The organism is Pseudomonas sp. BF-R-19 (assembly GCF_019956445.1).
Taxonomy (GTDB): domain Bacteria; phylum Pseudomonadota; class Gammaproteobacteria; order Pseudomonadales; family Pseudomonadaceae; genus Aquipseudomonas; species Aquipseudomonas fluorescens_BH.
In genome coordinates this window covers 141,470-167,844 of the sequence record NZ_JAHBDN010000070.1, presented here as the reverse complement: position 1 = coordinate 167,844, position 26,375 = coordinate 141,470, and the positions used below count along the sequence as shown (strand labels likewise).

Genomic DNA, 26,375 nt, shown 5'->3' with positions numbered 1-26,375 from the left:
CCCTCTTCGCACTCCAGCGACACCGAGGGACACCCATGCAAACCTACCACCTGTTCATCAGCCACTCGTGGAACTACTCCGACGCCCACGACAATCTCGTGCGCCTGCTCAACGCCAAGCCCGGTTTCACCTACAAGAATTTTTCGGTGCCACCGGACAACCCGATTGTCGGCGCGAAAACCGACAAACAACTTGAGGAGGCCATCGAAAACAAAATTCGCCCGTGTTCGGCGGTATTGATCATGGCCGGTATGTACTCCACCTACAGCAAGTGGATCAACAAGGAAATCGAGATCGCCAAGCGCATGGGCAAGGTGATCATTGCGATCAAGCCGTTCGGTGCCGAGCGCATTTCCACGGTGGTACGTGACGCGGCACATGCCGAATGTGCGTGGAACACCAACAGCATCATCGATGCGATTCGCCAGCATACGGCGGTGTAACCATGCGCAAGGGACTGTTTATCGGCATCAACGACTACACCCATGTATCGCGCCTGAGCGGTTGCAGCAATGACGCCATGGCCATGGCGTCCGTTTTGAAGACCGACGCCAATGGCGATCCGAACTTCAAGAACATCGTACTGACCTCTGCCGAGGACTACCTGAGCCGGGAAAAACTCGAAGACCAGATCCGCGAGCTGTTTTCCGGGGACTGCAATGTCGCGCTGCTGTATTTCGCCGGCCACGGCAGTTTCGACACCGACACCGACGAAGGCATGTTGATCCCGCAGGATTACAAGAGCGCCAAGGACGGGATTCGCCTCAGCGACATTCTCAATTGGGCGAGCAAGGCAACCAAGATCAAAAACAAAGTGATCATTCTCGATTGTTGCCAGAGCGGCTCCGCCGGCGAACTGCGCGCCTTGCGCAGTGAAGGCAGCGTGGTCGGCGAAGGCATGACCATCCTGACCGCCTGCAAAAAGGAAGAGCCGGCGATGGAGGGCGTGCAGCACGGCGTGTTCACCGGATTGCTGCTCCAGGCCTTGCACGGTGGGGCAGCGAACATCCTGGGCAAGATCACCCCCGGCAGCCTCTATTCGTTTGTCGACAACGCCCTTGATGCCTGGGAACAGCGTCCGGTGTTCAAGACCAACGTCTCGCAGTTCATTTCCCTGCGCGAAGTGTCGCCGCTGATCCCCAAGGAAATCCTGCGCAAACTCCCCGAATGGTTTGCCGAAGCGGAGTCGGTATACCCCCTCGCCCCCAGCTTTGAGCCCACCGAACCCGAGTTCAACCCTGAACACGGCGAAGTCTTCGCCCAACTGCAAAAGTGCAACCGCCACAGCCTGGTCGAACCGGTGGACGCCGAACACATGTACTACGCCGCCATCCACTCCACCGGCTGCCGCCTCACCGCCCTCGGCGCCTATTACCGCGAACTCGCGATCAAGGGACATTTCTGATGCCAGTGTTTATCAGCTACCGCCACATGGATCGCGCCCACGCGGTCAAAATCAACGGGCGCCTGATCCAGGCCAATATCAAGACCTACCTCGACGTACTGGATATCGAATCCCAGACCACCGATGACATCACCGGGGTGATCACCCGCAACATCAGCGAATGCACGCACCTGCTGGCGGTGGTGTCGGAGAAAACCGCGCTGTCCTGGTGGGTGCCGTTCGAAATCGGCGAGGCGACCATCACCAACCGACGTATCTGCTCGTTCAAGACCGGCCCGACGGAGCTGCCGCTGTTCCTCGACAAGTGGCCGAAACTCACCAACGACAGGGACATCGACTTCTTTATCGATGCCTATCGAAACGAAGCGACACTCAAGCGCTCGATGTCACTGGAGTCGGTGACCGGCAGCGAGTCGGTGCGCAGCGTCAACAAATCCAATGCGGATCGCTTTCACGCCGACCTCAAGTCGCGAATCATCCGCGGCTTTTAATACAGAAAGCGCCGACAAAAAAGCCGACATCGCTGTCGGCTTATTTGTCGGTCACTGCTTAGGCGGTTCAGCCGGTTTCGGTGCCGGGTCATCGAACAGGTTCAGACGCTCACGAAGCTCGTGAGCCGGCAGAGGCTCCTTGTCCGCCGGCAACGCGTTCGGGTCGACCGGTGCGGCTCCCGGAGCAGCCGAACCTTGCGGCGCATCAGGAGCAGGCTCCGCCCCTTGCGAACCTTCGATCGCACGCTGGGCTTTCTTGGTCAGCACCACGATGTCGATACGGCGGTTAACCGGGTTGAACGGATGCTCGCGATCGAACAAAGCCGACGAGGCATAACCAACCACACGCGCCACCTGTGCATCCGGATAACTGCCCGCCACCAGCGCACGCCGTGCGGCGTTTGCACGGTTGGCCGAAAGCTCCCAGTTGCCGAAATCACCCATGCCGGTGTACGGCTTGGCATCGGTGTGGCCGCTGATGCTGATCTTGTTCGGCACCGCCTTGATGGTGTCGGCCATGGCCAGCAGGATGTCTTCGAAATACGGTTTCAGACGGGCCGAGCCTGAGTCGAACATCGGGCGGTTTTCCGCGTCCATGATCTGGATACGCAGGCCGTCCTGAGTGATTTCGAACAGGATCTGGTCCTTGAACTTCTGCATCTGCTGGTTTTCTTCGACCTTGTTCTGCAGTTCCTGCAGCAACAGTTCGAGGCGCTCTTTTTCGACCTGTTCGGCCATGCCTTCGACCTGGTCGGTATCGATGGTGACCTTGTCCGGCTGCGGCTGGGACTTCACCTCGGGGTTGAGGGTGTTTTCCGGCGCCAGGGTCGGCGTGCCGCCCAGATCGATGATGTACGGCGTGCCGCTTTCGGAAAAGCCGATCGGGTCCTTGAAGTAACCGGCGATGGCGATCTTCTGTTCCGGCGTGGCGGTGGACAGCAGCCACAACACCAGGAAGAACGCCATCATCGCCGTGGCGAAGTCGGCGAAGGCGATTTTCCATGCGCCCCCGTGATGCCCGCCGGCGATGCGCTTGACGCGCTTGATGATTATCGGCTGGTTATTTTCCATGACCTAAGTGCTCTGTCTCACAAATACTGTTCCTTTTTGGCAGTGCCTGTTGTCGCCATACCGCGTTGCCGCTCCTCGCCATAGCGGGCTATGACTCGTCGCGGCGCCTTGTCTGGCAACAACAGTCACTTGCCAAAAAAGGAACGTATTTGCGAAACAAAGCACTAACGACCGCGAACCGCTTGTTCCAGCTCGGCGAAGCTAGGACGGTGTGCCGGGTACAGAACCTTGCGCCCGAACTCCACGGCCAGCGATGGCGGCATGCCGGAAGCCGAAGCCACCAGCGAGGCCTTGATGGCTTCGTAGACGTTCAGTTCTTCCTTGGCATCGTGGGCCAGGGAATGGGCCAGCGGGCCGAAGAAGCCGTAGGCGGCGAGAATACCGAAGAAGGTACCCACCAGTGCCGCACCCACGTGCAGGCCGATGGATTTCTGATCGCCCTCACCCAGCGAAGCCATGGTCACCACGATCCCCAGTACCGCCGCGACGATACCGAAACCGGGCATGGCGTCGGCGATGCCGTTCACGGCGTGGGATGGGTGTTCCAGGTCTTCCTTGAGGCTGAACAGCTCCATGTCGAACAAGCCTTCCAGCTCGTGCGGGGCCATGTTGCCGGAGGACATGATGCGCAGGTAATCGCAGATGAACGCGGTCATGCGTTCGTCCTTGAGAACGGTCGGGTACTTGGCGAAGATCGGGCTCGCGGCAGCATCCTCGATGTCACCTTCGATGGCCATCATGCCTTCGCGGCGGCTCTTGTTGAGGATCTCGTAGATCAGGCCCAGCACTTCCAGATAGAAGCCGTGGTTGAAACGCGATCCGAACATGCTCAGGGACTTCTTGAGCACGTGCATCGTCATGTAGCCGGGGTTGGCCTGCAAGAAGGCGCCGAGGGCGGCACCGCCGATGATCATGACCTCGAAAGGCTGGATCAGGGCGGCAATCTTGCCATGGGAAAGCACGTATCCGCCGAGCACGCTCGCGAATACGACGATGATGCCGATAATTTTAGCCATAGGTTAGGAGAGCACTTACTGAGTCGGGTTCAAGGTCATATTCGGAAGTTAAAAAATCTCTTCTTCTCCTTATCGGCAAAACTGCGCCAGACTATAGCCAGTTCAGGCGAAAAACTGATTTGACCCCATCCGGGCACAGGTAATGTTGACGATGATCGCCTCCCACCATGGTTAACGAAACGAACGTTCCAACCCCGAAACCGACCACTCTCGAAGGCTGGGTCAAGCTTCTCGATGGCGTACGCCTGCCGGTTCCGCAAGCGAGCCACGACCGGGTCTGCAAGGCCATCGGCGACAATCGCAGCTCGCTGCGCGACATCGCTGACTTGATGCAAGGCAGTCCGGCCCTGGCCTTGAGCGTGATTCGCGAAGCCAACCGGCATACCCATGGCAGCATGACCGAGCCTGCGGAAAATCTTGAGATTGCGATCAACCGCCTCGGTTTGAAGCGCACCGAAGAACTGCTCGCGCGCCTGCCCGCCGAACCCCAGTCCGAGATTCCCAAAGCCCTGCGTCAGTTGCAGATGATCAGCCAGCACGCCACGCAACAGGCCAACGGTTTTTTTGCCAGTCGCCTGGCGCGCCTGTGGCAGGACATCCACTGGGGCAGCCTGCTGTTTCTTTCGCCCCTGTGGCCGCTGGCGCTGACCCATCCAGAACTGCTCGAAGACTGGGAACTGCGGGTCATCCATAAAGGTGAGTCGGCACGCAAAGTCGAACAACAACTGTTTGGTGTGCGCCTGCTGGACATCGGCCAGGCACTGGTGGAGATCTGGCGCTTGCCGATCTGGGTACGGCAGGGCTATCGACTGATGCTCACTGAACAGCGCGAACTGGTGAAAGTCCTGCGCATCGCCCGTGACAGCGAGCACCCACTGCGCCAGCAGAACCGCCTCGATGACGACCCGACCCTGCGTCGCTGGCTCAATCAACCGGCCAATACGGTGCTGCTGGCCAACGGTCTGGCGCTGTCGGCACAACACGCCTGGGACAGCCCGCACAGTGAGCGCTGGCAGTACCTGACCAGCCTTTACCTGCAAATGCCGATGGACGAGCTGCAGCAACAATTGCACCAGCAAGCCGCCAACAGCGCACGCCAACACGCCATGCCCGACCTCTGGCACCCCGCCGAGTCGCTGATCTGGCCGTGGGGCATGAACCGTGTCCACGCAGGCTTGCTGCCGGCAGCGGCACCCACCGCCGAAGACTTGGCGAAGTGGCGCAAGCAATGCGCCGAACTGCTGGTCGAGCCGAGTCGCTTCACCAACGCCATGCACTTGACCATCGCCGCCCGGGACGCCCTCGTGGCCTGCGGCATGCGTCGGGTGATGATCCTGATGGCCGACCGCACCCACGCCAACCTGCGCGTGCACCAGACGGCCGGCCTGCCGAAGGAAGCGGCCGGGCTAAACTTCGTGGTCAGCCAGAGCAACGTGTTGCAGCGCCTGCTCGCGCAACAGGCCCAGGTGCGCCTGACGCCAGCCAACAACACGCAATTCTCGGCCCTGCTGCCCAACGGCCTGCGCTCACAGTTCAGCGGCGAACACTTGCTGCTGCGTTCGCTGGTCAACAATGGCCGGGTGATCATGATCGTCGTGGCGGATCAAGGCGGCGGGCCGTTTTCGGAAATTTCCGTACAGGCCTTCGGCAAAACCGCACAGTGCATCGAAAAAGCCCTGCACAGCTTTAGCCACCGTGGCCAATAAGCTGCGTTACAATCCTCCCTTTTGTGCTCTGGAGACCTCACATGTCTGACTTCTCTGGCTTGCCGCTGGTGATCGAGCCGAGCGACTTGCTCCCTCGCCTCGACGCCCGCGAACTGATTCTGGTGGACTTGACCAGTCCCGCCCGCTACGCCGAAGGGCACATTCCCGGCGCGCGCTTTGTCGATCCGAAGCGCACGCAGCTCGGCCAGGCCCCTGCCCCGGGGCTGATGCCCCCGCAGGCAGCACTCGAAACGCTGTTTGGTGAGTTGGGACACAACCCCGACGCGGTCTACGTGGTGTATGACGACGAAGGCGGCGGTTGGGCCGGGCGCTTCATCTGGCTGCTGGATGTCATCGGCCACAGCAAGTACCACTATGTCGACGGCGGCCTGACGGCCTGGCTGGCAGAAGGCTTGCCCATGTCGATCCAGATCCCGCCACCCGTGGGCGGCCCGGTTCAACTGACCTTGCACGACGAACCCACCGCCACCCGCGAATACCTGCAAAGCCGTCTCGGCGCCGCCGACCTGGCAATCTGGGATGCGCGCGGGCCGCTGGAGTACTCCGGCGAGAAAGTCCTGGCAGCCAAGGGCGGGCACATTCCCGGCGCGGTCAATTTCGAATGGACCGCCGGCATGGATCGGGCGCGCCAGCTGCGCATCCGCACCGACATGCCGCAGATCCTCGAACAACTCGGGATCAGCAAAGACAAAGAAGTGATTACCCACTGCCAGACCCACCATCGTTCTGGCTTCACCTATCTGGTGGCCAAGGCTCTCGGTTATCCGCGGGTCAAGGGCTACGCCGGCTCCTGGGGCGAATGGGGCAACCACCCCGATACCCCGGTAGAAATTTAAGATTTTTAAGGACCGTTAATGAACAAGCGTCTGTTTCTCCTCGGCCAGTACCTGCTGCCCCACAACTTGCTCTCGCGTCTGGCCGGCTGCATCGCCGAATGCCGCGTGCGCTGGTTCAAGAATGCCTTTACCGCCTGGTTCGCCAAGCGTTATCAGGTGGATATGTCCCTGGCGCTGGTCGAAGACCTGACCGCCTACGAGCACTTCAACGCGTTCTTCACCCGTGCGCTGAAAGACGGTGCCCGTCCGCTGGACGAAACCCCGGGCGCGGTCCTCAGCCCGGCCGACGGCGCGATCAGCCAGCTCGGCCCGATCGAGCACGGCCGCGTGTTCCAGGCCAAGGGCCACAGCTTCAGCGTGCTGGAACTGTTGGGTGGCGATGCGGCAAACGCTGCGCCGTTCATGGGTGGTGACTTCGCGACCATCTACCTGTCGCCGAAGGACTATCACCGCGTGCACATGCCACTGGCCGGCACCCTGCGCGAGATGGTCTACATCCCGGGTCGTCTGTTCTCGGTCAACCAGACCACCGCTGAAAATGTTCCGGAACTGTTCGCCCGCAACGAGCGTGTGGCGTGCATTTTCGACACCGAGCGCGGGCCGATGGCCGTGGTGCTGGTGGGCGCGATGATCGTTGCCTCGATTGAAACCGTCTGGGCCGGTCTGGTCACGCCGCCGAAACGCGAGCTGAAAACCTTCCGCTACGACGAAGCCGCGCGCGCGCCGATCCATCTGGAAAAAGGTGCGGAACTGGGTCGCTTCAAGCTGGGTTCGACCGCTGTCGTGCTGTTCGGGCCGGATCAGGTGAAGTGGGCTGAAGAAATGACCGCCGGTACTGCGGTGCAGATGGGTCAGGGCATGGGCTCGCCAAAAGCCTGACCTGTAGAGATCTAATGTGGGAGCGAGCTTGCTCGCGATTGCATAGTGTCAGTCGACTTCTTCGTTGACTGATACACCGCTATCGCGAGCAAGCTCGCTCCCACATTTATTTGTGGTGCCTAGAGCTGCCCGTCGCGATCGCGGAAGCCCAGCAGATACAGCACGCCATCCAGCCCCAGCGTCGATATCGCCTGCTTGGCCGACTGCTTCACCAGCGGCTTGGCGCGGAACGCCACGCCCAACCCGGCAATCGCCAGCATCGGCAAGTCATTGGCACCGTCACCGACCGCAATGGTCTGCTCCAGGCGCAAGCCTTCCTTGTGTGCCAGTTCCTTCAGCAAATCCGCCTTGCGCTGCGCATCGACAATCGGCTCGACCGCCACGCCGGTGACTTTGCCGTCGACCACTTCCAGTTCGTTGGCAAACACGTAGTCGATACCCAGCTTTGCCTGCAGTTGCTTGGCGAAGTAGGTGAAGCCGCCCGACAGAATCGCGGTCTTGTAGCCCAGGCGCTTGAGTTCGGCGAACAGGGTTTCGGCGCCTTCGGTCAGGCGCAGCGAGGCGCCGATGGAATCCAGCACATTGACGTCCAGACCTTTGAGCAAGGCCAGGCGCTCCTTGAAGCTGGCGCGAAAATCCAGTTCACCGGCCATCGCTCGCTCGGTGATTTCCGAGACCTTGTCACCGACGCCAGCCGCCTTGGCCAGTTCGTCGATCACTTCGGCTTCGATCAGCGTTGAATCCATGTCGAACACCGCCAGGCGACGGTTGCGACGGAACAGCGAATCTTCCTGGAAGGCGATGTCGACGTTCAGTTCCTGGGCGACGCTGAGGAATTCGGCACGCAGCGCCTGCGGATCAGCCGCTTCGCCGCGCACGGAAAACTCGATGCAGCCCTTGCCCTTGTCGGCCGGGGTGTCCAGCGGCATGCGCCCGGACAGACGATCGATGTGGTCGATGTTCAGGCCATATTTGGCGGTGATCGAGCTCACGGCCTGCAACTGCCCGGCTGTCACCTTGCGGGTCAACAGGGTCACGATGTGGCGCTTTTTGCCCTGGTTACCGACCCACTGCTGGTAATCCACTTCGGACACCGGAGTGAAACGCACCTGTTGATCGAGCTCGTAACCCTTGAACAGGATGTCCTTGAGCACAGACTTGCCTTGCTCGGTGTCGGGAATTTCAACCAGGATGCCGAACGACAAGGTGTCGTGGATCACCGCCTGACCGATGTCGAGAATGTTCACACCACCCTGGGCCAGAACGCCGGTAATGGCCGCAGTCAGACCCGGACGGTCGACTCCCGTGATGTTTATCAGGACGATTTCGCGCAAGGCGCACCCCCGCAGGTGGAAAAAAACCGCATTCTACCCACTTTCAGTGACCATCGGGCACCGTGAGCGCTTTGACGGCCTAGGGCCTGTCGCTATACTGCGCGTCAACTTCACGGACAAAAGAGCCGAGCTCAAGTGAACCGGCCCACGCCAGTAAAAACCGACAACTTCTTCCTGCTGATCTTCCGGGCACTGCGCCACCGCCGTGTACCGATTGCATTGCGCATCGCCAGCCATAACGTGATCCTGGTCGCCCTGGCCCTGGTCATCTATGCCGGTGTGATGGGCTTGCAGTTCAAGCAGGCCATGCACGAGCAGGCGGATGCGCTGGGCGAAAGCCTGACCACGCAGACGGCCACCTCGGCCACCGAGCTGTTGGTGTCCAACGACATCCTCAGCCTCAACGTGCTGCTCAATAACCTGACCAAGAACAAGCTGGTGGCCCACGCCGCCATCTACAGTCCGGACAACCGCATCCTTGCCGAATCCGGCCAGCGTCCCAAGCATGGCCTGCTGGGCGAAGCCGAGGGCATGTACCAGAGCAAGATCACCTTCCAGGACGTGACCGCCGGGCAATTGCGTATCAGCCTGGACATGGACCAGTTCCAGCAGCCGATGACCATCAGCCTGCAAAGCATGGGCATTCTGAGCGCCATCCTGCTGGCCCTGTCTTTGGCCCTGAGCCTGCGCATGGGGCGTTATCTCTCAACGCCGCTGCTGCAATTGCGGGTGTGGCTGCGCAATATCGATGAATACACCCCGGCCACCGACCGCCAGGACGAAATCGGCGACCTGGCGCGTCAGCTCCACGCCAACTTCGCCCCAGAGCCCGCCCCTGTGCCGGAACCGGAATTCGACGACATGGATGACGAGGCCGACCCGGCCTTCGAAGTCCGTAACCTGCGCGACCCGAGTTTCGACGAGAGCCGCCCGGTAGCCGCGCTCAAGCCAGCGCCACGGCAGATCGTCAACACCGTCGAAGACGACGATGACGAAGACCCGTTCGCCGATCTGCGCGACGAGTCGCTGGACAGCACCCCACAACCGGTGGTTCGCAAGGCCACGCCGAGCGTGCCGCAACACAGCGCGGTGCTGGCAGTGCAACTGGGCTCCCAGGAGCAACTGCGACGCCTGCCACGGGCGCGTCTTGAAGAACTGCTCGAACGCTATCGCGATTGCCTCGATCAGGCCGCTTCGCTGTATCAAGGCGAAGTGGAGACCTTGAACGATGGCAGCACGTTGATGCTGTTCCACACGGAAGACTGCGGTGACGACTACCTGACCAACGCCATTTGCTGTGGCGAGCTGCTGCGGGCCCTCGGCCACCAGTTGCAGATCGAAGTCGCGGACAGCGGCATCACCCTGCAATTGCAGCTGGGCCTGACCCTGGGCGACGAACTGTTCGGCCTGAGTCAGATCGACTTGCTGCTGACCGACCCCGCCCAGGACGCCCTGGCCCTGTCGCAACACAGCCGCAACCTGCTGCTGGTGGAGCGCAAGATCAGTGACGACGCGTTGATCCGCCAGCGCGCGCGGATCCGTCCGATTGCCAGCCCTGAAGGTGCATGCTGCGTGGAACGATTGATGGAGCCGTATCCATCGATGCTGGAACGGCAATTGGCGCGGATGCACGAGCGTCGCGCTTAAGCCTTGACCCCGATGTGAAGAAGCCCGCAGATGAGTGATCGTCTGCGGGCTTTTTGTTGCCTGTTCTGGCCTCATCGCGAGCAAGCTCGCTCCCACAGGGGACGTGGTCGTACACAAGATCTGTGTTCACAGAGATAATTGTGGGAGCGGGCTTGCTCGCGAAGAGGCCAGAACTGACGCCAGATATCTCCAACCTGCAGAAACAACAAAGCCCGCATCAATGCGGGCTTTGTTTCAAATCCATCCAGGCTTAGAAGCGGAACACTTCCATATCCGTACGAATAGGCGCAGCCATTGGGATTTTCGGCTGCTTTTCCTGCTCTACCGCTGGCGCTGCCGCCTTGGCTGCCGGCTTGCGCGGGACGTCGGCGATCGGCGGCTGATTGGCCAGCGGCTTGAGCGCCACCGACAGTTGTTCGGCCAGGCGTTGCAGCAATACGCCCTGCGCCTGGACCTGAGCCGCCGTGGTACCGGCATGCTGTTCCTGCAAATGGATGATGCGGTTGTCGCGGACCTGCCCGCGACGGTCGATCAGACGCCATTGCGCGTCGAGGATCGCCGGTTGTTTTTCACCCGAGTCCAGGCGCGTGATGGTCAGCAGTACCTGAACGTCCGGGGTGAAGCCCACAGTTGCCGGGGCCAGCACTACGCGCTGGCTGTCCAGGCGACCAGCGACCTGACGCAGCAGCAACTGATCGATATCCGACGAAAGGCTGCCCGCCCAACGACCGTCGGTCGAGGCTTGCAGGCTGCCATCCGGCTGACGCTGCAACAGGGTTTCGCGTTGCAGGTAATCAGCCACGGTGACTGGCCCCAACAATACCGCCATGCCCGCGTTCTGTGCGGGCTGAACCGGACTACCAGCGTCCAGCTGATACAACGACACCGGTTGGTGAACGCTGCAACCCGCCAGGCCAAGAACGCCGGCGAGCAAAAGAATAAAAGGAAGGCGCAGAGCAGTCATCGTCCCATCCAGGTGATCGCTAAAAGGCTGACCACAGTGAAAATACTCAATAAATATGAAGAACGCGCGGCAATGCCGGCGCTTGAAAGGCCATATCATCCGTGAATATGCGTTCCGACTCCAGCGCAAAGCGCCGAACTACGGGTTAAATCGTAGTTCGGCGCTTCTAAGTCGCCTAATTGAGGTTTTCGACGAGCAGCGCATCGACCCTCTGGAAGCCACGCGGCAACTTATTGCCACGACGGCCACGTTCACCCTTGTAGTGTTCGAGGTCGTCCGCTTTCAGTGACAAGGTACGTTTCCCGGCCTGCAACACCAGCGTTGCACCGTCCGGCAATACGGCGATGTCCGTCACATACTCTTCACGACTGGCCACTCGCTCACCGGGAATCCCGATGATCTTGTTGCCTTTGCCCTTACCTAATTGTGGCAGGTCGCTGATTTTGAAGATCAGCAGGCGACCTTCGGTCGTCACCGACGCCAGCCAGTTCTGCTCTCGATCGGCCACTGGGCGCGGCAGCATGACCTTGGCGTTGTTCGGCAGGCTCAGCAGGGCCTTGCCCGCCTTGTTCTTGGCCTGCAGGTCTTCACCCTTGACCACGAAACCGTAGCCGGCGTCCGAGGCGATCACATACAACGCATCGTCTTCGGGCATCAGCACGCATTCGAAACTCGCCCCTGGCGGCGGCGTCAGGCGACCGGTCAGTGGCTCGCCCTGGCCACGGGCCGACGGCAGGGTGTGGGCGGCCACCGAATAACTGCGGCCGGTGGAGTCGATAAACACGGCAAACTGGTTGGAGCGCCCGGCTGCCAACGCCTTGAAACCATCTCCGGCCTTGTAGGAAAGCCCGGTGGCGTCGATTTCGTGGCCTTTGGCGGAGCGAATCCAGCCTTTTTCCGACAGCACCACCGTCACTTTCTCGTTCGGCAGCAGATCGTGCTCGGTCAGGGCCTTGGCTTCGGCGCGCTCGACGATAGGCGACCGACGGTCATCCCCGTAGGTTTCAGCGTCCTTGATCAGTTCGCTGCGCACCAGTTTTTTCAACTTGGCTTCGCTGCTCAGCAGGGCTTGCAGCTTGGCCTGTTCCTTGAGCAGTTCATCCTGCTCGGCGCGCAGCTTCATTTCTTCCAGTCGCGCCAACTGACGCAAACGGGTGTCGAGAATGTAGTCGGCCTGGATTTCGCTCAGGGCGAAACGCTCGATCAGCGCGGCTTTCGGATGCTCCTCGGTACGGATGATGTGGATCACTTCATCCAGGTTGAGGTAGGCAATCAACAAACCGTCCAACAGGTGCAGCCGACGCTCGACCTTGTCGAGGCGGAATTGCAGGCGACGACGCACGGTCTGCACCCGGAACTCCAGCCATTCGACCAGCAGCGCCCGCAGGTTTTTCAGCTGCGGCTTGCCGTCCAGGCCGATGATGTTGATGTTGACCCGGTAGCTCGACTCCAGCTCGGTGCTGGCGAACAGGTGCTGCATCAGCGCATCGTGGTCGAAGTTTTTCCGCGCCCCCGGAATGATCACGATCCGGCACGGGTTTTCGTGGTCGGATTCGTCACGCAGGTCGGCAATTTGCGGCGCCTTGGACGGTTTGGCCTGCATCATCGCGGCGATCTGTTCCAGCACCTTGGCGCCCGAGACCTGGTGCGGCAGTGCGGTGACGATGATATCGCCGTCTTCGATGTGATACACGGCGCGCATGCGCACCGAACCACGACCGGTTTCGTAGATTTTCAGCAGGTCGGCGCGCGGGGTGATGATTTCCGCTTCGGTCGGGTAGTCCGGGCCCTGGATGTGTTCACAAAGCTGTTCGACCGTGGCCTTGGGCTCATCGAGCAAACGCACGCACGCCGTGGCGACTTCCCGCAGGTTGTGCGGCGGAACGTCGGTGGCCATGCCCACAGCGATACCGGTGGTGCCGTTGAGCAGAATGTTCGGCAAGCGCGCTGGCAACACCAGCGGCTCGTCCAGCGTGCCGTCGAAGTTCGGGCCCCAGTCCGCCGTGCCCTGGCCCAGCTCGCTGAGCAGCACTTCGGAATAACGCGACAGCCGCGCTTCGGTGTAACGCATGGCGGCGAAGGACTTGGGATCGTCCGGCGCACCCCAGTTGCCCTGGCCGTCGACCAGCGTGTAGCGATAGCTGAACGGCTGGGCCATCAGCACCATGGCTTCGTAGCAGGCCGAGTCGCCGTGAGGGTGGAACTTGCCGAGCACGTCACCGACGGTACGCGCCGATTTCTTGTGCTTGGAATCGGCGTCCAGCCCCAACTCGCTCATCGCATAAATGATGCGGCGCTGTACCGGTTTCAGGCCGTCGCCGATATGCGGCAGGGCACGGTCCATGATCACGTACATGGAGTAGTTGAGGTAGGCATTTTCGGTGAAGTCAGCTAGCGAGCGGCGTTCTACACCGTCCAGGCTGAGATCAAGGGAGTCGCTCATGCGGGCCTCATCGGTTCGTTGTCTGGCGCAGCAGCATGGTGCCACCGCGCTGGGTAAATTCAAGTTTGTTCAGTGCGCTCATGCCGAGCAACACCTGATCGCCATGCAGCCCCGGGGCCACCAGTGCGCGTACATCCCGCAACACGATGTCGCCCAGTTGCAGGCGTTCGATACGGGTGCGATAGCCCTGGCTCAGGCCATTGGCCGTGCTCAGGGTCACGCCGAATCCTTCTTCGAGCTTCAAGCGCTTGGCCAGGCCCGCCGGAATCGACACATCGGTCGCCCCGGTATCGAGCATGAAGTCCACCGGCTGGCCGTTGATCTGTCCGCTGGCGACGAAATGCCCCTGAGCGTTGCTCACCAGTTTCACCTCGATGAAACCTTCACCCTGCTCCGAGCTGACCACCACATTCGGATTTTGCTGACGCGCTTCCCACTGAGCGAAAAATCGCGTGGCCAGAAACAGCGCGGCACACCAGGCCAGCACCATGAACACCCGGCCGATACGCTGCCCCGGGCGTTGTTGTCTCATGGCCTGGCACTCCAGCCACCTTCCGGTGCAGCGAAGCGCCAGACCACAGGACGGACTTCGCCATCGGCTCGCGCACCAAAATTGTTGTCGACACCGATCCAGGCGCCATCGGCATCCACGATCAACGCTTCTTCCAGCCCGTAGTTCTGTGGATAACGACGGTTTTCCTGCAACAACTCGGCGGCGTACGACCAGCAGCGCTCGACCTTGGCCGTCTGCGGATCCCGGCGGCAGATCTGGTAGGCGTTGCGTTCAAGGGTGAACAGCTTGCCATTGAACAGCGACAGGTCAGAAAAATCCCGCGGCACGGGCTTGGCATGGGGAAACTGCTCTGGCTGCATTTCCATGCCCGCCTCGCTCAGCAGCACGCAACCACCGTCGCAATCCCACAGGGTCTGTTTGCGCTTGATCATCAGCAGTCCCCGGCCTTGCCGCTCGGCGGCGAACCACATCTGATCGCCTGCCAAATTGACCGCCAGCCCTTCGAACAATGCATTGAACTGCAACAGCAGGCCTCGGGCCCGGGCCTCGCGAACCAGCATCGGCGAGATTTTCAGCCAGGTGACGGGCCCCGCGGGTGGCACTTGCAAGACAGCGGCATGGCCTTCGCTGACGATGTAGCGATTGCCGGCGCCGTCGCAGGTGATGCCTTCGAAGTCCAGATCACCGCCACGCACGAACGAAGCCCCCCAGACGCGAGACTTCAGCCCCCAGGGCAAACCGCTGTCAGGCACCGGCGGTACGTCGATGTGCACCGTTTGTGCCTGCCACACGGATTCGCGGGTATCGAGGCGGTAGATCTGATCATCGTCGCGGTCGGAAACTGCCCACAGGTCATTGCCGCACTGCGCCAGCCCGGACAGGTTGCCACCGCGCATGCCGTCGACGACATGCCCGGACAACACGCGCAGCTGTGGCGCCGGCTCGGCAGATACCGTAATCGACGTCAGCAGCAACCCACAGGCCAGGGCAAAGCCCAGACGCATCAGCCCAGCACCTCGGCCAGGTTGCCCTTGGACTCCAGCCAGGTCTTGCGGTCGCCAGCGCGTTTCTTCGCCAGCAGCATATCCATCATTTCCGAGGTGGCCTCGAAATCTTCCAGGGTCAACTGCACCAGACGCCGGGTGTTCGGGTCCATGGTGGTCTCGCGCAGCTGTGGCGGGTTCATTTCGCCCAGACCCTTGAATCGGGTAACTTGCGGCTTGCCGCGCTTCTTCTCGGCCACCAGGCGATCGAGGATGCCATCGCGTTCGGCTTCATCGAGGGCGTAGTAGATCTCTTTGCCCAGGTCGATACGGTACAACGGCGGCATCGCGACGTAGACGTGACCGGCATCCACCAACGGGCGGAAATGCTGGACGAACAAGGCGCAGAGCAAGGTTGCGATGTGCAGGCCGTCGGAGTCGGCGTCGGCGAGGATGCAGATCTTGCCGTAGCGCAGCTGGCTCATGTCCGCCGCACCCGGGTCGACGCCGATGGCCACGGCGATGTTGTGCACTTCCTGGCTGGCCAGCACTTCGCTGCCGTCGACTTCCCAGGTATTCAGGATCTTGCCGCGCAACGGCAGGATCGCCTGGAATTCCTTGTCCCGCGCTTGCTTGGCCGAGCCGCCGGCGGAATCACCTTCCACCAGGAACAGCTCGGAACGCATCGGGTCCTGCCCGGCACAGTCGGCCAGTTTGCCCGGTAGCGCCGGGCCTTGGGTAATGCGTTTGCGCTCGACCTTCTTGCTGGCCTTGAGGCGACGGCCGGCGTTGTTGATCGCCAGTTCTGCCAGCAGCATGCCGGTTTCCGGGTTGGCATTGAGCCACAGGCTGAACGCATCCTTGACCACACCAGAGACGAACGCCGCCGCCTCACGGGACGACAGGCGCTCCTTGGTCTGGCCAGAGAATTGCGGTTCCTGCATCTTCATCGACAGCACGAAGGCGATGCGTTCCCAGACGTCTTCCGGCGCCAGCTTCACGCCGCGCGGCAACAGGCTGCGGAACTCGCAGAACTCGCGCATCGCATCGAGCAGGCCCTGACGCAGACCGTTGACGTGGGTGCCGCCCTGGGCGGTCGGGATCAGGTTGACGTAGCTTTCCTGGACCGCGTCGCCACCTTCGGGCAGCCACAGCAGTGCCCAGTCCACCGCTTCCTTGTTACCGGCAAAAGCGCCGCAGAACGGTTCGTTCGGCAGGCGCTCGAATTCGCTGACCGCGTCGACCAAATAGGAACGCAGGCCGTCTTCGTAATGCCATTCGACTTTCTCGCCGGTGGCCTTGTCTTCAAAGCTGACCAGCAGCCCCGGGCACAACACAGCCTTGGCCTTGAGCACATGTTTGAGGCGGCTGATGGAGAATTTCGGGGAGTCGAAGTATTTCGGATCCGGCGCGAAGAACACGCTGGTGCCGGTGTTGCGCTTGCCGACCGTACCGATGACTTCCAGCTCGGTGGCCTTGTAGCCATCCTTGAAGGTCATCTGGTATTCGTTGCCGTCACGCTTTACACGCACCCGCACTTCGGTGGACAAGGCGTTGACCACGGAAATACCCACCCCGTGCAGACCGCCGGAGAACTGGTAGTTCTTGTTGGAAAACTTGCCACCGGCATGCAGCTTGGTGAGGATCAACTCAACGCCCGAAACTCCTTCCTCGGGGTGAATGTCCACCGGCATGCCACGGCCGTCGTCGCTGACTTCCACGGAATGGTCGGCATGCAGGATCACTTGTACCGATGTGGCATGCCCGGCCAAGGCTTCGTCGACACTGTTGTCGATGACTTCCTGGGCAAGGTGGTTCGGCCGACTGGTGTCGGTGTACATGCCGGGGCGTTTGCGCACCGGGTCGAGGCCCGAGAGGACTTCGATGGCGTCTGCGTTATAAGAGCTAGCGCTGGGAGTGGCCATGGGGTCTCGTCGTCAGTGTTCGGTGAAAAAAGAATTCATGGGCTATCGCTCACAATGCAGTGAAATCGATTGCCTGATACAAATCGGCGCCAATGCCGGCAAAACTCAATATGGCCGGCAGTCGCGTGGCAAAACCCTGGAAACTGTGGTCGCCGCCGGCCTGGATACGCAAGGCGCATGCCCGGTAATACTGCTGGGCGAGGCGATAGTCCAGCGTTTCGTCAGCTGTCTGCAACCATACCTGATAACGCTGCGGATCCTGGGGCGCCGGCACTTCCAGTTCGGCCAGGGCCGTCACGTGGTCGTGGGTCATTTCCCAGGTCTGTTCGGTGTACAGGTTTTTCTGCGTTCCCAGAAAGCCGTCGAACATCCGGTGCGGGCTGACGGCAGGGTTGATCAACAGGGCATTCAAGCCAAGGCGCTCGGCCAGGTGAGTGGCATAGTAGCCGCCGAGCGAGCTGCCGACCAGCAGTGGCCGCCCCAGCTCGGCAATCGCCTGCTCCAGCTGCTCGATAGCCTGGCGCGGGTGATGATGCAATGCCGGAACGCGCAAGTGTTCGCTCAGGCCCAGACGGTCCATCACCTCGATCAACTGGCAGGCCTTCTTCGATAACGGCGAGCTGTTGAAGCCGTGGATATAAAGGATCGAACCGGACATTTGAGCTCCCTGTGCGTCGGCTAAAGTGGTGGAGTTTACAGGGACTCGGGGGAATCGGGGATATCCACAGAATTCACGGCTTCTGTGTAGACGCCTTCGCGAGCAAGCCCGCTCCCACACTGGACCTGCGTCGGTCACAAGCCCCCCTGTGGGAGCGGGCTTGCTCGCGAAGGGCGCGACTAGGTTTTCCAAAAAAAATGAAAACCTCAGTAGCCGTTGGAACCGTAATCCACAGTGAAATCGAACCCGGTGACCCGCTCCACCCCGGTTTCCAGCCGCCCATCGGGCAGCAACCGCAGCCAGCGATACCCGGGCGCCTGCTCCCCGACCTTGAAATCCTCGCTGCCGGGCTCGAACTGGATGCAGGTCGAGGGCGAGGCAATCAACCGCACGCCATTGCGCATCTGGTCGATTTCCTGGTGCACATGCCCCCACAACACCGCGCGCACCTGTTCGAAACGGTCCAGCACGGCGAACAGCGCCTCGGGATTACGCAAGCCAATCGGTTCCATCCATGCACAACCGATGGACACCGGGTGATGGTGGAAGCACACCAGATGATGACGTTCCGGTGCTTCGCTCAATGAGCGGGCAAGCAACTGCAGCTGCTCATCCTGCAAATACCCCGGCACCGAGCCTGGCACCGCCGAATCGAGCAACGTGACCCGCCAGTTACCGATATCCACCACCGGTTCGAGCAAAGCGCTCTGCACCGCCGCCTCAGCCATGATCCACGGCTCATCGTGATTGCCGGGAATCCAGCGCGCCGGCGCATCGAGCTGGCGTGTCATGTCGCGAAACTGCTGGTAGGACTCCAGCGTCCCGTCCTGGGACAGATCACCCGTGGCCAGGATCAAGTCAATCCGCGGCTGTTGCGCGCGCACCAGCTCGATGACCTTTTGCAGGCTGTCGCGGGTGTTCATGCCCAGCAGCGCGCCGTCCGCTTCGGCAAACAGGTGGCTGTCGGAGAGTTGCACCAGCAACGCCGGATCGGCGGTGGTCAATGTGGATACGCTCGGCAAGGCGTTCTCCCAGGGCGTGATCACGGGGATGGGTAAGTGCCGCAATTATGCTGGGGGACGATCGAAAGAGGAAATCCGTGAACCTGACGCAGTTCACAACTGCGCTTCACAACTAACGTACTACTTCGTACTCATGCCCCAGCGCCAGGCAATGGCTCAGCCATTCGCCCAGAAACATGTTCAGCTGGGCCTTTTCGTCCGGCTGGTGCATCGAGGCGTTCGGGTAAGGATAGATGCCGCGAAAGCGTCGTGCATGTTCGGCGCTGACCACTTCGGCCATGCGCGCGTCGTGATAGACCTGCACTTCCAGTTGCGGCACCGGCAGCCAGGGCAGGCTGTGTTCCTGACGCACTTGCAGGGTCGTGGTGTAAGGACAGGTCAGCAGCACTTCCAGCGCCAGCACGCCGAGCATCTGGTCGCCATGGGTCACGGCGATGCGCCGCGCGGCGGGCTCGCTGCGCATGTCCGGCAGCAGTCGCATCAGGCGCGCGTAGTTCGCCTCGCAGGATGCTTGCAGCCCCACCAGGTCCACCCGATAGCGATCGCGCAGCTTGTTTACGACCATAACCCCCTCACTTCAACGCGGTTCAAAGCCAGCCATTGCAAGGCAATGATGCTCGCCGCGTTGGCAATACGCCCGTCGCGCACGGCTTGCAGGGCATCTTCGAAAGCCCAGACCGTGACGCGGATGTCTTCTGCCTCTTCCTCCAGCCCATGCAGGCCGCCAACCCCGGTAGTGTCGCAACGCCCCAGGTACAGATGCACGAATTCGTTGCTGCCGCCCGGCGATGGAAAGTATTTGGTCATCGGCCAGAGCGCCCCGATTTCAAGCCCAGCTTCCTCCTGCGCCTCGCGGTGAGCAACTGCTTCCGGCACTTCATCCTTGTCGATCAGACCAGCGACCAGTTCGATCAGCCACGGATTGTCGGTCTTGTCCATGGCACCGACGCGAAACTGCTCGATCAGCACCACTTCATCGCGTTGTGGATCGTAAGGCAGCATGCATACCGCGTCATGGCGAACGAACACTTCACGATTGATCTCGCGGCTCATGCCCCCGGCGAACAATTCGTGGCGCAAGTGCACGCGTTCGAGTTTGTAGAAGCCCTCGTAGCACTTTTCGCGCCGCACGATATCAACGGCGGTCGGAATGGCGTTGGCAAAATCCGTCATGACTATCCTCTTTTACTGCAAATCCTGTTCGAGGCTGCTTTTTTTCCTGGGCCTCGACTTCGCGCCATCCTAACGCGCCCGTGATGTTTGATGCAGCCCCTTTCCCGTCAGCGGGATGGACGGTGAGGGCGAAACCCACTCTAATTAGCTTAGTGGCGAACTGACTGCCCCGTTGATAGTCGAAGCGGGTAACTTTTTGCCTTCCCCTGTTTCAGAAAGGACGCTCATGTCGCTTTTCAAAATTGCTTCCGTGGCCGCTATCGCCCTGACCCTGGGCGCTTGCGCGAGCCTGTTCCAGCCCAATTACCGGGCGCCGCTGGAAACCACCCGCGACGCCTCCGAGCAACTCAAGCCCGGTTGCAGCAACCCGGATTGCCCTCTGGTCAACATCGACACCCTGCACTTCCCGGACGAGCCAGCACTGGACGGCATCATCGAAAAGCGCCTGCTGCAAATGACCCGGACTTCCCCTGATGCGCCGGTCGCGCCGACCCTGGCGGCCTATCGCGAAGAGTTTTTGCGTACAGCCGGCCCGCGCAACAGCAGCTACTTGCAGGCAAAGGTACGTGAGCAGCATGACGGCTTGGTGATCGTCGAATTGTCCAGCTATCTGGACACCGGCGGTGCCCATGGCACGCCGGGCCGGGGCTTCATCAACTATTCACGCCAGCAACATAAAGTGCTGACGCTGTCGGACATGCTGGTGCCAGGGCAGGAAGACGCGTTCTGGAAAGCCGCGCAGGTGGCACACAACAGCTGGCTGATCAGCACCAAGCTCGATCAGGAACCGGAGTTCGTGAAGAGCTGGCCGTTCCAGAAAACCCAGAACGTGGCGCTGACCTACGGCGGTGTGATCCTCAAGTACGAAACCAGCACCATCGCGCCTTACGCGCTGGGCCATGTCGAACTGAAGATCCCCTACCCTCGCCTGAACGGCATCATCAAGCCCGAGCTGTTTCCCGGCCGTAACTGAAGACCCGGCCCAGCACTAGCTGGAGCAACCCTGCCACTACCAGTGCCGGCAGGGTTGCACCGACATCCGGATACAGGTTGGCCAACAAGTGATAGGTGCTGACCCCGCCCAGCCAGGCGAGCAGCGCCGGCCAGCGCAATGCGGCCGAGGCCACCTGGGCGCTGCGCTTGCGCAGGATGAAGTGGTCCACCAGCACCACACCGAACAACGGCGCAAACACCGAACCGATCAGCAGCAGGAAGTTCTGGTACTGGGCCAACGGCGCCAACAGGGCAATCAGCGTGCAGATAACGCCTATGGCCAGGGCCAGGTGCTCGACTTTGGCGCGCAACAAAATCCCGCTGGACACCGCTGCCGAGTGAATATCGGCAAAGGCGTTTTCCGATTCATCCAGAAGAATCAGCAGCAGCGGAATCCCCAGGCCCGCACCGGCCAGCGCCAGCAGCAAGGCATTGACTTCACCGCTCGGCGCGAACGCCAGGGTGTAGGCCACGCCCAGGCTCATCAGCCAGAAATTACCGATGAAGAAACCGATGGCGGTGCCACCGAAGACGTTTTTCGCCCGCTTGCCGAAGCGCGAATAGTCGGCGATCAGTGGCAACCACGAGAGCGGCATGGCAATGGCGATGTCGAAACCCACGGCAAACGGCATCGAACCGTCACCGGCCTGGGCCCACAACGCGGCCAGGTCAGCCTTGGCGAACAAGTTCCAGGTCAGCCAGATGCACGCGGCCAGCAGCAGCCAGATGCCCCATTTGCGCAGGATCTTCCGCACGAACGTCAATGGGCCGCTAACGGCCAGCAAGGTCGCCAGTGCGCCGAAGAACAGCGTCCATATTATCGGATTGGACAGCCAGCTACCGTCGCTGAAAGCCTTCGCGCCCAGCAGGCTGGCGGCATCGCGCATGACGATGATTTCGAACGAACCCCAGCCGATCAGTTGCAGCAGGTTCAGCACCGCCGGCAGGCTCGCGCCTTTGGCACCGAGGCTGAGCTTGAGCGCGGCCATCGACGACAGGCCGGTGTCACTGCCAATCACCCCGACGGCGGCCAGCAGCAGAACGCCGACCAGGGTGCCGAGAAAAATCGCCAGCAACGAACCGGACAGGCCCAGGCCTGGCGCGAGCAATGCACCGGTCTGCAACACCATCAGGCCGATGCCAAGGGAAAACCACAGGGAAAACAGGTCGCGGCCGCCGAAGACACGTTTGTCGGTCGGCACCGCGATATCAGGAGAGTAAGTGCTGGGTTGAATGCTCAAGGTGTTATCTCAGAGGGACACATTTTGTTATTGGGAGTTTCGGTGTCTGAACTGGCGCTTTCGCGAGCAAGCCCGCTCCCACAGTTGACCGAGTTGTCCGGGCGGACGCGGTCTAATGTGGGAGCGGGCTTGCTCGCGAAGACGGCACCAAAGGCACCGTCAATCCCGGGTCAGATCAAACTTTCTGATACAGCTGACTGCCTTCCTGCTTGAAGCGCTCAGCCTGTTCGGCCATGCCCTGGGCGACGTCCACGTCGACCGCTTCGATCCGCTGGTTGGCCGCATACTCGCGGACTTCCTGAGTGATCTTCATCGAGCAGAATTTCGGCCCGCACATCGAGCAGAAGTGCGCGACCTTGGCCGAATCCTTCGGCAGGGTTTCATCGTGATACGAACGCGCGGTGTCCGGATCGAGGCCCAGGTTGAACTGGTCTTCCCAACGGAATTCGAAACGCGCCTTGCTCAAGGCATTGTCGCGGATCTGTGCGCCCGGGTGCCCCTTCGCCAGATCGGCGGCATGCGCGGCGATCTTGTAGGTGATGATCCCGGTCTTCACGTCATCCTTGTTCGGCAGGCCCAAATGTTCTTTCGGCGTGACGTAGCAGAGCATGGCGCAACCGAACCAGCCGATCATCGCCGCACCGATGCCGGAGGTGATGTGGTCGTAGCCCGGCGCGATGTCGGTGGTCAGCGGGCCGAGGGTGTAGAACGGCGCCTCGTCGCAGCACTCCAGCTGCTTGTCCATGTTCTCTTTGATCAACTGCATCGGCACGTGGCCCGGGCCTTCGATCATGCACTGCACGTCGTGCTTCCAGGCAATCTTGGTCAGCTCGCCGAGGGTCTCCAGTTCGCCGAACTGCGCTTCGTCGTTGGCGTCGGCAATCGAGCCCGGACGCAGGCCATCGCCCAGCGAGAAGCTGACGTCGTAGGCCTTCATGATTTCGCAGATGTCTTCGAAATGGGTGTAGAGGAAGTTCTCTTTATGGTGCGCCAGGCACCACTTGGCCATGATCGAACCGCCGCGGGAGACGATGCCGGTCACGCGCTTCGCGGTCATCGGCACGTAACGCAACAGCACGCCGGCGTGGATGGTGAAGTAGTCGACGCCCTGCTCGGCCTGCTCGATCAGCGTGTCGCGGAACAGCTCCCAGGTCAGGTCTTCAGCCGCGCCGCCGACTTTTTCCAGGGCCTGGTAGATCGGCACCGTACCGATCGGCACTGGCGAGTTACGGATGATCCACTCGCGGGTTTCGTGGATGTGCTTGCCGGTGGACAGGTCCATGACCGTGTCCGAACCCCAGCGAATGCCCCAGGTCAGTTTCGCCACTTCTTCTTCGATGGACGAACCCAGGGCGCTGTTGCCGATGTTGCCGTTGATCTTCACCAGGAAGTTACGGCCGATGATCATCGGTTCCAGTTCGGTGTGGTTGATGTTGGCCGGAATGATCGCGCGGCCACGGGCGATTTCGTCACGAACGAATTCGGGGGTGATGATTTTCGGCACGCTGGCGCCGAAGCTGTGGCCGGCATGTTGCTGGTCCAGCAGGCCGGCGGCGCGGGCCACTTCCAGCTTCATGTTTTCGCGGATGGCGACGTATTCCATCTCGGCGGTGATGATGCCTTGGCGCGCGTAGTGCATCTGGCTGACGTTGGCACCCGGCTTGGCGCGGCGCGGGTTGTTGACGTGGGCAAAGCGCAGCTTGGTCAACTCCGGATCGGCAAGGCGCTCCTGGCCGAAATTCGAGCTCAGGCCGCTCAGGCGCTCGGTGTCGCCACGGGATTCGATCCACGGCGAACGCACGTCGGCCAGGCCTTTGCGCACATCGATGATGACATTGGGGTCGGTGTACGGGCCCGAGGTGTCATACACCACAACCGGTGCGTTGACCTCGCCGCCGAAATCGGTCGGCGTCACGTCCAGGCTGATTTCGCGCATTGGCACGAGGATGTCCGGGCGAGTGCCCTGAACATAGATTTTTTGCGAACGGGTAAACGGCTGAACCGATTGCTGATCGACCTTGGCCGAGTCACTCAGGTTGGTGGCGATTTTTGCTTTTGTAGTCATCACGGGCTCTCCAGACACACATCCAGGCAGTGGATTTTTGTCGGAGCGAACCTGTAAACGAATGGACGCACGGGCGCTGGGAAAACCAGCTGTGCTGTGCTCAGTGCTCGAGGGGTGTTCGATTGTCGAACAACATCCCGGACGAAGCACAAGAGGACTCGCCGGGTGACGAGAAATCTTGTTCCCTACGCAGGCGCTAACCTGATCAGGTTCAACGGGATCCGAAATTATTCGATCTCAGCCTCATAGCAAGGCACCCCGACAAGAACCCGGCCAGTCTAGACACAACTGGCAAAGAACGCCAACCCCACTGCAAATACCATGATGAATGGCGTTATTACACGCAGTATCAGGATTGTTGCCGCCCCAATGCACAACTACACTCGCTACGCTGAGCCGGCATTGACGCTGTCAAAGCAGGGCCTTAGCCTTGGCGCTCAAATTACCTCTGTAATATCAATTCTAGGGATCGTCTATGCTGCGCAAACTCTCACTGGCCCTCGCCGTGTCTTGTGCGTCCAACGGAATGGCCTGGGCAGCAGATGTGCCCTTATCGGCCAAGACGGACCTGGTCAGCGTTTATCAGGAAGCCGTCAACAACAACGCCGACCTGGCGGCTGCCATCGCCCAATACGGCGCGCAGAAAGAAGTCGTGCCCCAGGCCCGTGCCGGGCTGCTGCCGAACCTCTCGGGCGGCGCCAATGTTGCCGAGGTGCGTACCTCGCTCGATCAACCTTCGGGCACGACCAACCGCGATGCTCACTCGTACCAGGCCACCCTGGCGCAACCCTTGTTCCGCGCCGATCGCTGGTTCCAGTTCCAGGCCGCCAAGGAAGTCAACGAACAGGCCGCCCTGCAACTCTCGGCGACCGAGCAAAACCTGATCCTGCAAACCGCTGACAGCTATTTCAACGTGCTGCGCACCCAGGACAACCTGGCCTCGACCAAGGCCGAAGAAGCGGCGTTCAAACGCCAGCTCGATCAATCCAACGAGCGCTTCGATGTCGGCCTCTCGGACAAGACCGACGTATTGAACTCACAAGCCAGCTACGACACCGCACGCGCCAACCGCATCGTTGCGCAGCGCCAGGTGGACGACGCCTTTGAAGCATTGATCACCCTGACCAACCGCCAGTACAACTCGATCTGGGGCATCAGCCATAACCTGCCGATCCTGCCGCCAGTACCGAACGACGCCAAGGCCTGGGTCGAAACCGCGGGCAGGCAGAACCTCAATCTGTTGGCCAGCAACTATGCCGTCAGCGCCGCCGAGCAAACCCTCAAGCAGCGCAGGTCCGGGCACTTGCCAACGGTTGACGCGGTCGCCAAGTACGAGAAAGGCGACAACGACGCACTGGGCTTCAGCAACCCGAATAACCTGCCCCAGGCATACGGCGGCAACGTCGACCAAACGACCCTGGGCCTGCAACTGAACATCCCGATCTACAGCGGCGGCCTGATCAACTCCCAGGTGCGTCAGTCCTATGCACAACTGGACCAGACCGAGCAGCAACGCGAATCCCTGCGCCGCAGCATCGTGGAAAACACCCGCGACCTGCACCGCGCGGTGAACACCGATGTCGAGCAGGTACAGGCGCGCAAGCAATCGATCATCTCCAACCAGAGCGCGGTGGAAGCGACTGAAATCGGCTATCAGGTGGGCACGCGAAACATCGTCGACGTGCTGGATGCGCAGCGCTCGCTTTACACCTCGGTGCGCGACTACAACAACACCCGCTACGACTACATCCTCGACAACCTGCGCTTGAAGCAACAGGCCGGCACGTTGAATCCGGGGGATCTGCAAGTCCTGGCACGCTGGCTCAATCCGAACTACAACCCGGACAAGGACTTCCTGCCACCGGATCTGGCCAAGGCGGCAGAGGAGCAGTTGAAAGCGCGACCTGATCAGTAAAAGCAAAAGCTTCGCGAGCAAGCCCGCTCCCACATTAAACCGAGTTCCTCCCTGTGGAATGCGTTCGAATGTG

The 26,375-nt window shown here is 61.0% G+C and carries 23 protein-coding genes and 1 riboswitch; of the genes, 9 read left to right on the top strand and 14 right to left on the bottom strand.

The genetic code is table 11. The annotated features are described in order from the left end of the window. Positions 1–35 precede the first annotated feature (35 nt). From KGB28_RS20670 to KGB28_RS20660, 3 genes are read left to right on the top strand one after another with little or no spacing between them, the layout of a single operon-like run. Positions 36–443 carry a TIR domain-containing protein gene (locus KGB28_RS20670; protein WP_056725477.1) on the top strand — a complete coding sequence of 136 codons (408 nt, stop codon included), beginning with the start codon at positions 36–38 and terminating at the stop codon, positions 441–443. A 2-nt stretch (positions 444–445) separates the two neighbouring features. Then, positions 446–1,405: a caspase domain-containing protein gene (locus KGB28_RS20665; RefSeq protein ID WP_223447595.1), complete on the top strand. Its 960-nt coding sequence runs from the start codon at positions 446–448 to the stop codon at positions 1,403–1,405. After that, positions 1,405–1,896 carry a toll/interleukin-1 receptor domain-containing protein gene (locus KGB28_RS20660; RefSeq protein ID WP_223447594.1) on the top strand — a complete coding sequence of 164 codons (492 nt, stop codon included), beginning with the start codon at positions 1,405–1,407 and terminating at the stop codon, positions 1,894–1,896. The genes KGB28_RS20665 and KGB28_RS20660 overlap by 1 nt, the downstream gene beginning before the upstream one ends. A gap of 51 nt (positions 1,897–1,947) precedes the next feature. On the opposite strand, the gene motB is transcribed toward KGB28_RS20660, so the two are convergent. Further along, positions 1,948–2,967, bottom strand: coding sequence for a flagellar motor protein MotB (gene motB, locus KGB28_RS20655; RefSeq protein WP_223447592.1), 1,020 nt, complete (start codon positions 2,965–2,967; stop codon positions 1,948–1,950). Positions 2,968–3,131: 164 nt separating this feature from the next. Beyond that, positions 3,132–3,983, bottom strand: a complete 852-nt coding sequence (gene motA, locus KGB28_RS20650; protein ID WP_150754807.1) for a flagellar motor stator protein MotA — start codon at positions 3,981–3,983, stop codon at positions 3,132–3,134. 167 nt (positions 3,984–4,150) lie between these two features. Between motA and KGB28_RS20645 the strand changes: the two genes are divergently transcribed. The 3 genes from KGB28_RS20645 to asd are packed head-to-tail and all read left to right on the top strand — an operon-like array spanning position 4,151 to position 7,425. Further along, entirely contained in the window at positions 4,151–5,689 is a 1,539-nt protein-coding gene (locus tag KGB28_RS20645) for an HDOD domain-containing protein (RefSeq protein ID WP_223447590.1), read from the top strand. A gap of 41 nt (positions 5,690–5,730) precedes the next feature. Beyond that, entirely contained in the window at positions 5,731–6,546 is an 816-nt protein-coding gene (locus KGB28_RS20640) for a rhodanese-like domain-containing protein (protein WP_223447588.1), read from the top strand. Between the two features lie 18 nt (positions 6,547–6,564). After that, positions 6,565–7,425: an archaetidylserine decarboxylase gene (gene asd / locus KGB28_RS20635; RefSeq protein ID WP_223447586.1), complete on the top strand. Its 861-nt coding sequence runs from the start codon at positions 6,565–6,567 to the stop codon at positions 7,423–7,425. Positions 7,426–7,544: 119 nt separating this feature from the next. Here the strand turns inward: asd and serB are convergent, their stop codons facing one another. Further along, positions 7,545–8,759 (bottom strand): phosphoserine phosphatase SerB, encoded by a 1,215-nt coding sequence (gene serB / locus KGB28_RS20630; RefSeq protein ID WP_046039796.1) that lies wholly within the window; start codon positions 8,757–8,759, stop codon positions 7,545–7,547. Positions 8,760–8,894: 135 nt separating this feature from the next. Between serB and KGB28_RS20625 the strand changes: the two genes are divergently transcribed. Beyond that, complete coding sequence (locus KGB28_RS20625; protein ID WP_223447584.1) at positions 8,895–10,406, top strand: AhpA/YtjB family protein; 1,512 nt, start codon at positions 8,895–8,897, stop codon at positions 10,404–10,406. 250 nt (positions 10,407–10,656) lie between these two features. Here the strand turns inward: KGB28_RS20625 and KGB28_RS20620 are convergent, their stop codons facing one another. From KGB28_RS20620 to KGB28_RS20580, 9 genes are all read right to left on the bottom strand, one after another. Then, the gene (locus tag KGB28_RS20620) at positions 10,657–11,370 is read right to left on the bottom strand and encodes a membrane integrity-associated transporter subunit PqiC (protein WP_223447583.1); all 714 of its coding nucleotides are present in this window, start codon (positions 11,368–11,370) and stop codon (positions 10,657–10,659) included. A 175-nt stretch (positions 11,371–11,545) separates the two neighbouring features. Then, positions 11,546–13,813 carry a DNA topoisomerase IV subunit A gene (parC, locus tag KGB28_RS20615; protein ID WP_150754803.1) on the bottom strand — a complete coding sequence of 756 codons (2,268 nt, stop codon included), beginning with the start codon at positions 13,811–13,813 and terminating at the stop codon, positions 11,546–11,548. Between the two features lie 7 nt (positions 13,814–13,820). Continuing rightward, positions 13,821–14,345, bottom strand: coding sequence for a TIGR02281 family clan AA aspartic protease (locus KGB28_RS20610; RefSeq protein WP_223447581.1), 525 nt, complete (start codon positions 14,343–14,345; stop codon positions 13,821–13,823). Beyond that, positions 14,342–15,331 (bottom strand): esterase-like activity of phytase family protein, encoded by a 990-nt coding sequence (locus KGB28_RS20605; RefSeq protein WP_223447580.1) that lies wholly within the window; start codon positions 15,329–15,331, stop codon positions 14,342–14,344. The genes KGB28_RS20610 and KGB28_RS20605 overlap by 4 nt, the downstream gene beginning before the upstream one ends. After that, positions 15,331–17,235: a DNA topoisomerase IV subunit B gene (gene parE / locus KGB28_RS20600; protein WP_223447578.1), complete on the bottom strand. Its 1,905-nt coding sequence runs from the start codon at positions 17,233–17,235 to the stop codon at positions 15,331–15,333. The genes KGB28_RS20605 and parE overlap by 1 nt, the downstream gene beginning before the upstream one ends. 49 nt (positions 17,236–17,284) lie before the next feature. Further along, on the bottom strand, positions 17,285–17,893 hold the full coding sequence (locus KGB28_RS20595; protein WP_223447577.1) for a YqiA/YcfP family alpha/beta fold hydrolase: 609 nt from the start codon (positions 17,891–17,893) through the stop codon (positions 17,285–17,287). 206 nt (positions 17,894–18,099) lie between these two features. Further along, the gene (cpdA, locus tag KGB28_RS20590; protein ID WP_223447575.1) at positions 18,100–18,915 is read right to left on the bottom strand and encodes a 3',5'-cyclic-AMP phosphodiesterase; all 816 of its coding nucleotides are present in this window, start codon (positions 18,913–18,915) and stop codon (positions 18,100–18,102) included. 112 nt (positions 18,916–19,027) lie between these two features. Further along, on the bottom strand, positions 19,028–19,480 hold the full coding sequence (locus tag KGB28_RS20585) for a DUF1249 domain-containing protein (protein ID WP_007977461.1): 453 nt from the start codon (positions 19,478–19,480) through the stop codon (positions 19,028–19,030). After that, positions 19,471–20,088 carry an NUDIX domain-containing protein gene (locus KGB28_RS20580; RefSeq protein ID WP_150754798.1) on the bottom strand — a complete coding sequence of 206 codons (618 nt, stop codon included), beginning with the start codon at positions 20,086–20,088 and terminating at the stop codon, positions 19,471–19,473. The genes KGB28_RS20585 and KGB28_RS20580 overlap by 10 nt, the downstream gene beginning before the upstream one ends. Before the next feature lie 226 nt (positions 20,089–20,314). On the opposite strand from KGB28_RS20580, the gene KGB28_RS20575 reads away from it, so the two are divergent. Beyond that, a complete protein-coding gene (locus KGB28_RS20575) occupies positions 20,315–21,061 on the top strand; it encodes an RsiV family protein (RefSeq protein ID WP_223447573.1) in 747 nt (248 codons plus the stop codon). Here KGB28_RS20575 and cytX read toward each other — a convergent pair. Next, positions 21,030–22,322, bottom strand: coding sequence for a putative hydroxymethylpyrimidine transporter CytX (gene cytX, locus KGB28_RS20570; RefSeq protein WP_223447572.1), 1,293 nt, complete (start codon positions 22,320–22,322; stop codon positions 21,030–21,032). The two genes, KGB28_RS20575 and cytX, sit on opposite strands and share 32 nt — an antisense overlap. 175 nt (positions 22,323–22,497) lie before the next feature. Continuing rightward, entirely contained in the window at positions 22,498–24,387 is a 1,890-nt protein-coding gene (gene thiC / locus KGB28_RS20565; RefSeq protein ID WP_046039775.1) for a phosphomethylpyrimidine synthase ThiC, read from the bottom strand. 165 nt (positions 24,388–24,552) lie between these two features. Continuing rightward, positions 24,553–24,658: riboswitch (TPP riboswitch) on the bottom strand. A 204-nt stretch (positions 24,659–24,862) separates the two neighbouring features. On the opposite strand from thiC, the gene KGB28_RS20560 reads away from it, so the two are divergent. Beyond that, a complete protein-coding gene (locus tag KGB28_RS20560) occupies positions 24,863–26,302 on the top strand; it encodes a TolC family outer membrane protein (protein ID WP_223447570.1) in 1,440 nt (479 codons plus the stop codon). Positions 26,303–26,375 lie beyond the last annotated feature (73 nt).

Bases quoted from the DNA above. Each gene is read 5' to 3' on its own strand.
- parC (WP_150754803.1), bottom strand. From the start codon at position 13,813: ATGAGCGACTCCCTTGATCTCAGCCTGGACGGTGTAGAACGCCGCTCG.
- KGB28_RS20560 (WP_223447570.1), top strand. From the start codon at position 24,863: ATGCTGCGCAAACTCTCACTGGCCCTCGCCGTGTCTTGTGCGTCCAAC.
- KGB28_RS20605 (WP_223447580.1), bottom strand. From the start codon at position 15,331: ATGCGTCTGGGCTTTGCCCTGGCCTGTGGGTTGCTGCTGACGTCGATT.
- thiC (WP_046039775.1), bottom strand. From the start codon at position 24,387: ATGACTACAAAAGCAAAAATCGCCACCAACCTGAGTGACTCGGCCAAG.
- KGB28_RS20595 (WP_223447577.1), bottom strand. From the start codon at position 17,893: ATGTCCGGTTCGATCCTTTATATCCACGGCTTCAACAGCTCGCCGTTA.
- KGB28_RS20645 (WP_223447590.1), top strand. From the start codon at position 4,151: ATGGTTAACGAAACGAACGTTCCAACCCCGAAACCGACCACTCTCGAA.
- KGB28_RS20580 (WP_150754798.1), bottom strand. From the start codon at position 20,088: ATGACGGATTTTGCCAACGCCATTCCGACCGCCGTTGATATCGTGCGG.
- parE (WP_223447578.1), bottom strand. From the start codon at position 17,235: ATGGCCACTCCCAGCGCTAGCTCTTATAACGCAGACGCCATCGAAGTC.
- KGB28_RS20670 (WP_056725477.1), top strand. From the start codon at position 36: ATGCAAACCTACCACCTGTTCATCAGCCACTCGTGGAACTACTCCGAC.
- KGB28_RS20660 (WP_223447594.1), top strand. From the start codon at position 1,405: ATGCCAGTGTTTATCAGCTACCGCCACATGGATCGCGCCCACGCGGTC.
- KGB28_RS20610 (WP_223447581.1), bottom strand. From the start codon at position 14,345: ATGAGACAACAACGCCCGGGGCAGCGTATCGGCCGGGTGTTCATGGTG.
- KGB28_RS20620 (WP_223447583.1), bottom strand. From the start codon at position 11,370: ATGACTGCTCTGCGCCTTCCTTTTATTCTTTTGCTCGCCGGCGTTCTT.
- KGB28_RS20640 (WP_223447588.1), top strand. From the start codon at position 5,731: ATGTCTGACTTCTCTGGCTTGCCGCTGGTGATCGAGCCGAGCGACTTG.
- asd (WP_223447586.1), top strand. From the start codon at position 6,565: ATGAACAAGCGTCTGTTTCTCCTCGGCCAGTACCTGCTGCCCCACAAC.
- KGB28_RS20665 (WP_223447595.1), top strand. From the start codon at position 446: ATGCGCAAGGGACTGTTTATCGGCATCAACGACTACACCCATGTATCG.
- KGB28_RS20585 (WP_007977461.1), bottom strand. From the start codon at position 19,480: ATGGTCGTAAACAAGCTGCGCGATCGCTATCGGGTGGACCTGGTGGGG.
- motB (WP_223447592.1), bottom strand. From the start codon at position 2,967: ATGGAAAATAACCAGCCGATAATCATCAAGCGCGTCAAGCGCATCGCC.
- motA (WP_150754807.1), bottom strand. From the start codon at position 3,983: ATGGCTAAAATTATCGGCATCATCGTCGTATTCGCGAGCGTGCTCGGC.
- KGB28_RS20575 (WP_223447573.1), top strand. From the start codon at position 20,315: ATGTCGCTTTTCAAAATTGCTTCCGTGGCCGCTATCGCCCTGACCCTG.